The following is a 7,345-nucleotide window of genomic DNA, read 5'->3' on the forward strand; positions in this document are numbered from 1 at the left end:
TAATAAGTCAATATTTATTTTCTTAAGTTGCGGTAAATGTACTTTTTTTTTAAAATAAAAATAGATAAAGATTGCCTACTTTTGTCATCATAATTTTCTACCATGTCAACATTTCATTCACTTACTATAAAAGAACTAAAAAAGGAAAGCAAAAATGCAATTTCTATTGTATTTCACATTCCTTCTGAACTTAAAAAAAAATTTCAATTTATTGCTGGTCAATACATTACTATTAAAAAACAACTTGCAGGTAAAGAATTACGCAGGGCATATTCTATTTGTTCTGCTCCAAATAGTGGTGAGTTTCGAATTGCTGTTAAGGCAGTTGATAACGGTTATTTTTCTGTTTTTGCAACTACTATTTTAAAACAAGGTGATATGTTGGAAGTTTCAACACCTGAAGGAAAATTTAGATTAGAAACTGCAGAAACAAATAAAAAAAACTATTTAGGAATTGCTGCTGGAAGTGGAATTACCCCAATTATGGCAATGATAAAAGGAGTTTTAACCGAAGAACCAAATAGTACATTTACACTTATTTATGGCAATAAAACGATTGATGACACCATTTTTAAAAATGAAATTGATGCCTTAATTCAAAAGTACCTAGATCGATTCATTGTTCAATATGTTTTTAGTAGGGTGCAAATTGAAGGTGCTCTTTTTGGACGAATAGACCAAGGAAATATCAATTTTGTAAAAAAACATAAAATTTTTGATAAAGCATTTTTATGTGGCCCCGCAGATCTTATAAATATTGCTAAAAAAACATTGGTTTCATCTGGTATGGAGGCTTCCTCCATTTATTTCGAATTATTTTCAACACCAGTTTTAGAAATAAAAGAAAATATTGAGGTTTTTGATGAGGAATCTGAAATAACCATAATTCTAGATGGAGAAAAAACCACAATTTTTTCAGAAATAAAATCAACTGTTTTGGCAGCTGCATTGAAAGAAGGAATCGACGTTCCTTATTCTTGTCAAGGTGGTATTTGCAGTAGTTGTTTGGCAAAAATAACAGAAGGTGAAGTGCGTATGATTAAAAATATAATCTTGTCAGAAGAAGAAGTAAAAAATGGATTGATTTTAACATGTCAAGCACATCCAACAACTCAAAAAATTACTATTGATTATGACGATATTTAATAATTTATAGTATTTTCACTCTTCAAACAAAATTTATGACTTTTTACGAAATTAAAGACGCCGCCCTAGTAGGGATATTTTTATCCTTTATGATTGGTCCTGTGTTTTTTACTTTAATTCAAACTAGTATTGTTAAAGGTGTTCGTGCTGCATTAGCTTTTGATTTTGGTGTGGTTTTGAGTGATATTGTTTTTGTTCTAATCGCTTATTTTGGAAGTAAAAGTGTTCTCGAAACAATAAAAGACGACCCTCGTTCATTTTTTATTGGAGGTGCTATTTTATTTATTTATGGTGTCATTTCCTTTTTAGATAAAAAACAACAAATTGAAGTTCAGGATGATTCTTTGGTTCTTACTGAAAAATCAAATTACTTAAAACTAATTTTAAAAGGATTTTTTCTGAATTTTATTAATGTTGGCGTATTGGGTTTTTGGTTAGGAATGATTTTAATTGTTGGATCTAATGTTGCAATGAGTCCTCATAAAATTCTTAATTATTTTACTGCCATTATTGTGAGTTATTTTATAACTGATGTTGTTAAAATACTATTAGCCAAACAATTAAAAAGCAATTTAACACCTAGAATTGCCTATAAAATAAAACGAATTATGGGTATAATGCTTATGTTTTTTGGTGTTTTATTAATCTTAAAAGGTTTTATTCCAAAAGATAAACTATATAAAATTCCAACAATCCATCTTTTAGAATAAGTAATACATGATCAAAAATAATTCAAAAACTAAACAAGCCAAAATTTTAAGAATATTTAGAAAAGTTCATCGATCTATGGGTGCTATGCTCTTTGTGTTTTTCTTTTTTATTGCAATCTCAGGTATGCTATTAGGTTGGAAAAATCATAGTTCTGGTTTAATAATTCCTACAACAGAAATAGGAAGTTCATCTAATTTAAAACACTGGTTAACTATAGATAGTTTGCACAAAAACGCAGTTCAAATACTGCAAGATTCCGTTTCTTCAAACATATCTTTAGTACTTGATAGAATAGATATTAGAAAAGAAAAGGGTATTGTTAAATTTATTTTTGAAAAACATTTATGGGAAGTTCAACTAGATGGTGTTTCAGGTGATTTATTGCATCTTGGAAAAAGGCAGTCAGACCTAATTGAATCAATTCACGACGGTTCTATTCTTGATGCCTATTTTGGCACAACCAATACTCAAATAAAAGTAATATACACTTCTATAATGGGTTTTTCTTTATTGCTTTTTACAATTACTGGTTTTTGGCTATGGTACGGTCCCAAAAAAATGAAACGGTTAAAAAACAAAACTGTTTCAAAAATTTAAAATGTCTAAAAACTAACTAGTTGTGCATTTCATACTTGAATGTTTTGTAAATTTGAGTGAATATCTCCTTTATTAGAGATTATTCTAACTTAAAATAATAATTCTAACTTAAAATAATAATCATGGAAACAACGCTGCTTATTTCAAAAATTATTGGATTGGTATATTTATCCTTTGGTATTGGCCTTATATTTAATAAAAAATATTACTTAGAAACTTTTACAAAATTAATGAAAAGCTCTTCCTTTATGATATTAGCAGGGTTTTTAGCCATTACATTTGGGCTTTTAATTCTAGAATTTCATCCCTATTGGGATAATTCACTCGCTATAGTTATATCAATTATTGGTTATATTGCTTTAATTAAAGGAATTATAATTTTGGCATTCCCAACCTCTTTTTCATTTTTTAAAGTAATGCTTAAATCTGAAAAAATGTATCTATTTTTAGGCCCATTAGTGCTTTTATTTGGCGTTTTATTTAGTTATTTGGGATTTTTCTCTTAATGCTCAAATCAATATTAAATTGAACAACAACGGAACAACAAGAAAAGCAATTCAAATTGGATGTGAAGTGGCTATTGTACAAAAAAACCATCAACGGTCTGGTGAATTAACTGAAGGAATTGTAAAACGTATTCTTACTAATACTGCATCACATCCACATGGCATTAAAGTAATGTTAGAAACAGGAGAAGTGGGGCGAGTTAAATCGATTTTAAATTAACTTATGAAATTGAATATTTATTAAATGGATTGCTTTAGCATGGTAAGTTATTTTAAAAAACTATCCTTTTCATTGGCTTAAGAGAAATGGGTAGCAACGAAAAAAGCAAAAGGATTTATAGCTCAAACTGGTGGTTGAGACTTAACAAATTATCTAAAAATCGTAATGAGTTTCTATATTTTTACAAGATTTATTTTTGTAGTGAAATGAAAAACTTGATGAAGCTAAAAAAGATATTTCAATGGGAATAATTAATTTTTTAAATTAATGAATAGTATAGATTGGATTGGATTTATTGGCGTTTTTTTAATTTTAATTGCCTTTTTTTTGAATGAAAGAGAGTTGATTTCGACAAAGAATTTATGGTTTATTCTATTAAATTTAGTTGGTGCTACCTTAGCCTGTTTAGCTTCTGTACTATTAAATTATTGGCCTTTCATTATTTTGGAAGGCGTTTGGGCTTTAATATCAGTAAATGCATTAGTTCGTTATTCAAAAACTCCCTAAACTAGGTAATTTAGTGTTTGTAACACCAAATATTCATAATTCATTCTTCATAAATTTGTTATTTTCCCTATCAATATCAGCCATTAATTGAGACGGATCAATTTCAACAGATTTAATTTTTTTTGAAGTTGAAAAATTGTAAGTAGGTTGTGCCCAAGGCCAATCTTCCAAAATTGTAGCATTCGTTGGTTTATTTCCTCGCATCATTCTTAAAGGAATATTAAATTCCTCTGTTGTTCCATCAACATATGTTACCATTACATCTATTGGCATAGGCATTTTTCCAACTCTAGCTAGTGATACAGTATTTTCTTCAACTTTTGAAATAGCATAATCTATGGTGTGCAAGGTTTGAGTCCATTCATTTAAATACCATCCCAAATGAATTCCTGATACTTTTTCTGCTGTTCTAATAAAATCATTTGGCGTTGGATGTTTAAATTTAAAATCGTTGTAATATTTTAAAAATGTTTCCTTTAAATTTTCTTTTCCTATAATATAATTTAACTGAGAAATAAAAATAGATCCTTTTGTATAGCTCCCAATACTAAAAGCAGCATTGGTGTTAAATCGGTCTGCATGCGTTGTTAATGGCTCTTCAATATCATTTTTCACTGCATAAAAATAACCAAAATACCTATTAGCATTTGGCTCGTCAGAACTGTTTCTCAATATTTTGTTTGAAGCTAAAGAAGAAGCGTACGAGGTAAAGCCTTCATCCATCCAAGAATGATAACTTTCATTGGTTGCCAATAAATGTTGAAACCAAGAATGAGCAAACTCGTGCAACGTTGTGCCAGCAATATCACTTAATTTTTCGCCTCCAGCAATTAAAGTACACATGGCGTATTCCATACCTCCATCTCCACCTTGAATTACAGAATATTGTTTCCAGGGATATTCTCCATAATTTTGATTATAATATTCTAAAGCTTTTGCAGTAATTGGCTGAATTTCTTTCCAAGCTTTAGCGTACTTTGGCTCATTTTTATATAGAAAATGAAGTTCTGTTCCGTTTTCACTAATTATTTTGTCGTGCTTATAATTTGGGTCTGCTACCCATGTAAAATCATGCACATTTGGTGCTTTAAAATGCCAATTCAATTTTTCTCCTTTCGGAATATTTAATTTTTTAGATTTGTCTTCGTAACCATGTCCGATTTCTTGTGGATTTTGCAAATATCCAGTGCCTCCTAAAGTATATTTTTTATCAATATGAATAGTTACATCAAAATTACCCCAAACACCATGAAATTCTCTGGCAATATATTCATGTGCATGCCACCCTTGAAAATCGTACTCCGCCATTTTCGGATACCATTGAACCATTGATAGTGCAACTCCATCTTCGCTTTGCCTGCCAGCTCTTCTAATATGCACTGGAACTTGACCTTCAAAAGTCATTTCAAAAATTGCTTTTTCACCAGATTTTAAGGTTTCATTTAAGGTAACTTCTAAAATGGTTCCAACTGTTTTGTGATTTACATTTTTATCGTTTTGTTTTAATGATATTACCTTTAAATATCCTATTTCATTTGGTTTTAATTTTGCAATTCTGCTTTCATATTTAGGGTTTTCAGGCGTACCTAAATTGTTTACCATTCTACTATCTGGATCTACAATTGACTGCAACCTAGCATCCATTTCACTGCCTGGCTGAAAGGCATTAAAATAAAGATGAAAATAAACTTTATTTAGTTCATCTGGCGAATTATTGGTGTATTCTAATTTTTGGGTTCCGGTGTATTGATAGTTATTCACGTCTACATCAACTTCCATACTATAATCAACATGTTGTTGCCAATATGTTGTGTTACTTTGAGCAGAAACTGCAAATGACACATTTAAAAAAAATAAAAAAATAAATTTTCTCATAGAATTAACTTAATTAGCTCGCTAATATATAAATAACTGTTTTAAAGAAAAAAAGCACGCTTTTTACAGTGTGCTTTTTAACAGAACATTATAATTTTTGTTTATTTTTTAAAATACTTTTCAATTAAAACTTCTATTTCTTCCTTTATGATTGGTTTTTTAAGGTATTCATTACATCCCGATTCTAAAGCTCTTTCCTTATCTCCTGCCAATGCAAATGCCGTTTGAGCAAAAACAATAACATCTTTATTAAATTTTCTAATCTCTCTAACAGCTTCATAACCATCCATTATAGGCATTTTGATATCCATGAGCACTAAATTTATGTCGGGATTATTTACACAGCTCTCAACTGCTGCTTTTCCATCTATAACATGAATAATATCAACAGCGTACTTCTCAAGTATTACAGTAAGATATAAATCAGAAGTTTCATCATCTTCAGCCATTAATATTTTAAGGTTTTTAATTTCTTCGTTCTCTTCAAAAGAATTAGTTTTAATATTCTTTATTTCAATTTTTTCTGTATTGTATGGAAGTGTAAAATAAAATATAGAACCTTTTCCTTCTTCGGTATTTACCCAGATTTGACCACCTAACATTTCAACATATGCCTTCGTAATTGCTAATCCTAACCCAGCTCCTTCCAATGCTTTCTTATCAAGAATATCAGCTTGAATAAAACGTTCAAAAATAGCCTCTTTTCTATCAATAGGAATACCCATTCCTGTGTCTTTTACATAAAATTCTATGTATTTACCTTTCCGTTCGCAACCAAATTCTATAAATCCTTCATTGCTATATTTAATAGCGTTTTTAACTAAGTTTGTAAGAATTGCATATACTTTTTCTCGATCTGTATTTATGATAGCTTCTTCTGAAGTTAAGCTGTTTTTAACCAAAAACTGTATTTTCTTACGTATAATTTCAGGTTCAAAAAATTTATATATGAAATCAATTTGTTCATTTAAATTGGTTTCAGCAATTACTACTTTCATTAACCCGGAATCTATTTTTGAAATATCAACAATATTGTTAATAATATTTAACATTCTAGCGCCACTTTTTTCTATAATGTGAATGTATTTTTGCTGCTTATCACCTGATAAGTTAGGTATTTTTAAAAGCTCTGCAAAGCCAAGAATACCATTCATAGGTGTTCGTATTTCATGACTCATATTAGCAAGAAACGCCGATTTTAAAAGATCTGATTCCTCTGCCTTTGCTTTGGCTTTTATTAATTCTTTTTCAATTTTTTTAAGCTCTGTAATATCAAAAAAAGTAACAAGTATTTCATTATTAATAATTGTTCCAGAAATTATAACGGTTAATTTTTTTCCAGCTTTATTTTGCACTTCATATTCTCTTGCTGCAATGTTAACTCCTTTTTCCTTCGCAATTTCAACCTCATTTGTCCAAATATTAATTACTTCTTTTCTATATTCAGGATTTGGATATGCCAATTTAAACCACTCTTCAGTAGTAAGTATTTCATCAGGTGTATAACCTAAAATATTCTCAAAACTTCTATTACAATCAATAATTTGCCCTTCAATATTATTCAAAGCTAAAGGCACATCTGCTAGATTAAAAAGTTTTTCAAAACGTTCTCTACTTACAGCTAATTTTAATTCTCTATCAGACAACGTCAGTTTGTCTTAAAACCCCGGTTATTTTATCAAATATAGCAAAAAAGCGGAGGTAAATGAAGCGATTTGCCGAATGTTGAAAAAAACTTTAACCACAAGATTATTAAAAATCGAACGTGTTAAAAAGGGTTTAA

8 protein-coding genes are annotated in these 7,345 nt (G+C 29.4%); 6 read left to right on the forward strand and 2 right to left on the reverse strand.

Translation table 11 applies throughout. The annotated features are described in order from the left end of the window. Positions 1–102: 102 nt before the first annotated feature. From Q8S45_RS07550 to Q8S45_RS07575, 6 genes are all read left to right on the forward strand, one after another. On the forward strand, positions 103–1,146 hold the full coding sequence (locus Q8S45_RS07550; RefSeq protein ID WP_305603127.1) for a 2Fe-2S iron-sulfur cluster-binding protein: 1,044 nt from the start codon (positions 103–105) through the stop codon (positions 1,144–1,146). Positions 1,147–1,181: 35 nt separating this feature from the next. Next, positions 1,182–1,856 (forward strand): LysE family translocator, encoded by a 675-nt coding sequence (locus tag Q8S45_RS07555; RefSeq protein WP_305603130.1) that lies wholly within the window; start codon positions 1,182–1,184, stop codon positions 1,854–1,856. A 7-nt stretch (positions 1,857–1,863) separates the two neighbouring features. Continuing rightward, positions 1,864–2,454 (forward strand): PepSY domain-containing protein, encoded by a 591-nt coding sequence (locus Q8S45_RS07560; RefSeq protein WP_305603135.1) that lies wholly within the window; start codon positions 1,864–1,866, stop codon positions 2,452–2,454. A gap of 122 nt (positions 2,455–2,576) precedes the next feature. After that, entirely contained in the window at positions 2,577–2,960 is a 384-nt protein-coding gene (locus tag Q8S45_RS07565) for a hypothetical protein (protein WP_305603138.1), read from the forward strand. Positions 2,961–2,979: 19 nt separating this feature from the next. After that, on the forward strand, positions 2,980–3,180 hold the full coding sequence (locus Q8S45_RS07570) for a YwbE family protein (protein ID WP_305603140.1): 201 nt from the start codon (positions 2,980–2,982) through the stop codon (positions 3,178–3,180). A gap of 267 nt (positions 3,181–3,447) precedes the next feature. Further along, positions 3,448–3,687 (forward strand): hypothetical protein, encoded by a 240-nt coding sequence (locus tag Q8S45_RS07575; RefSeq protein WP_305603143.1) that lies wholly within the window; start codon positions 3,448–3,450, stop codon positions 3,685–3,687. Between the two features lie 33 nt (positions 3,688–3,720). Here the strand turns inward: Q8S45_RS07575 and Q8S45_RS07580 are convergent, their stop codons facing one another. Both Q8S45_RS07580 and Q8S45_RS07585 read right to left on the reverse strand, forming a co-directional pair. Further along, positions 3,721–5,562, reverse strand: a complete 1,842-nt coding sequence (locus Q8S45_RS07580) for a M1 family metallopeptidase (protein ID WP_305603146.1) — start codon at positions 5,560–5,562, stop codon at positions 3,721–3,723. Between the two features lie 101 nt (positions 5,563–5,663). Further along, positions 5,664–7,208: an ATP-binding protein gene (locus Q8S45_RS07585; RefSeq protein ID WP_305603149.1), complete on the reverse strand. Its 1,545-nt coding sequence runs from the start codon at positions 7,206–7,208 to the stop codon at positions 5,664–5,666. Positions 7,209–7,345 lie beyond the last annotated feature (137 nt).

Source organism: Lutibacter sp. (assembly GCF_030692605.1).
In the GTDB taxonomy this organism is placed as follows: domain Bacteria; phylum Bacteroidota; class Bacteroidia; order Flavobacteriales; family Flavobacteriaceae; genus Lutibacter.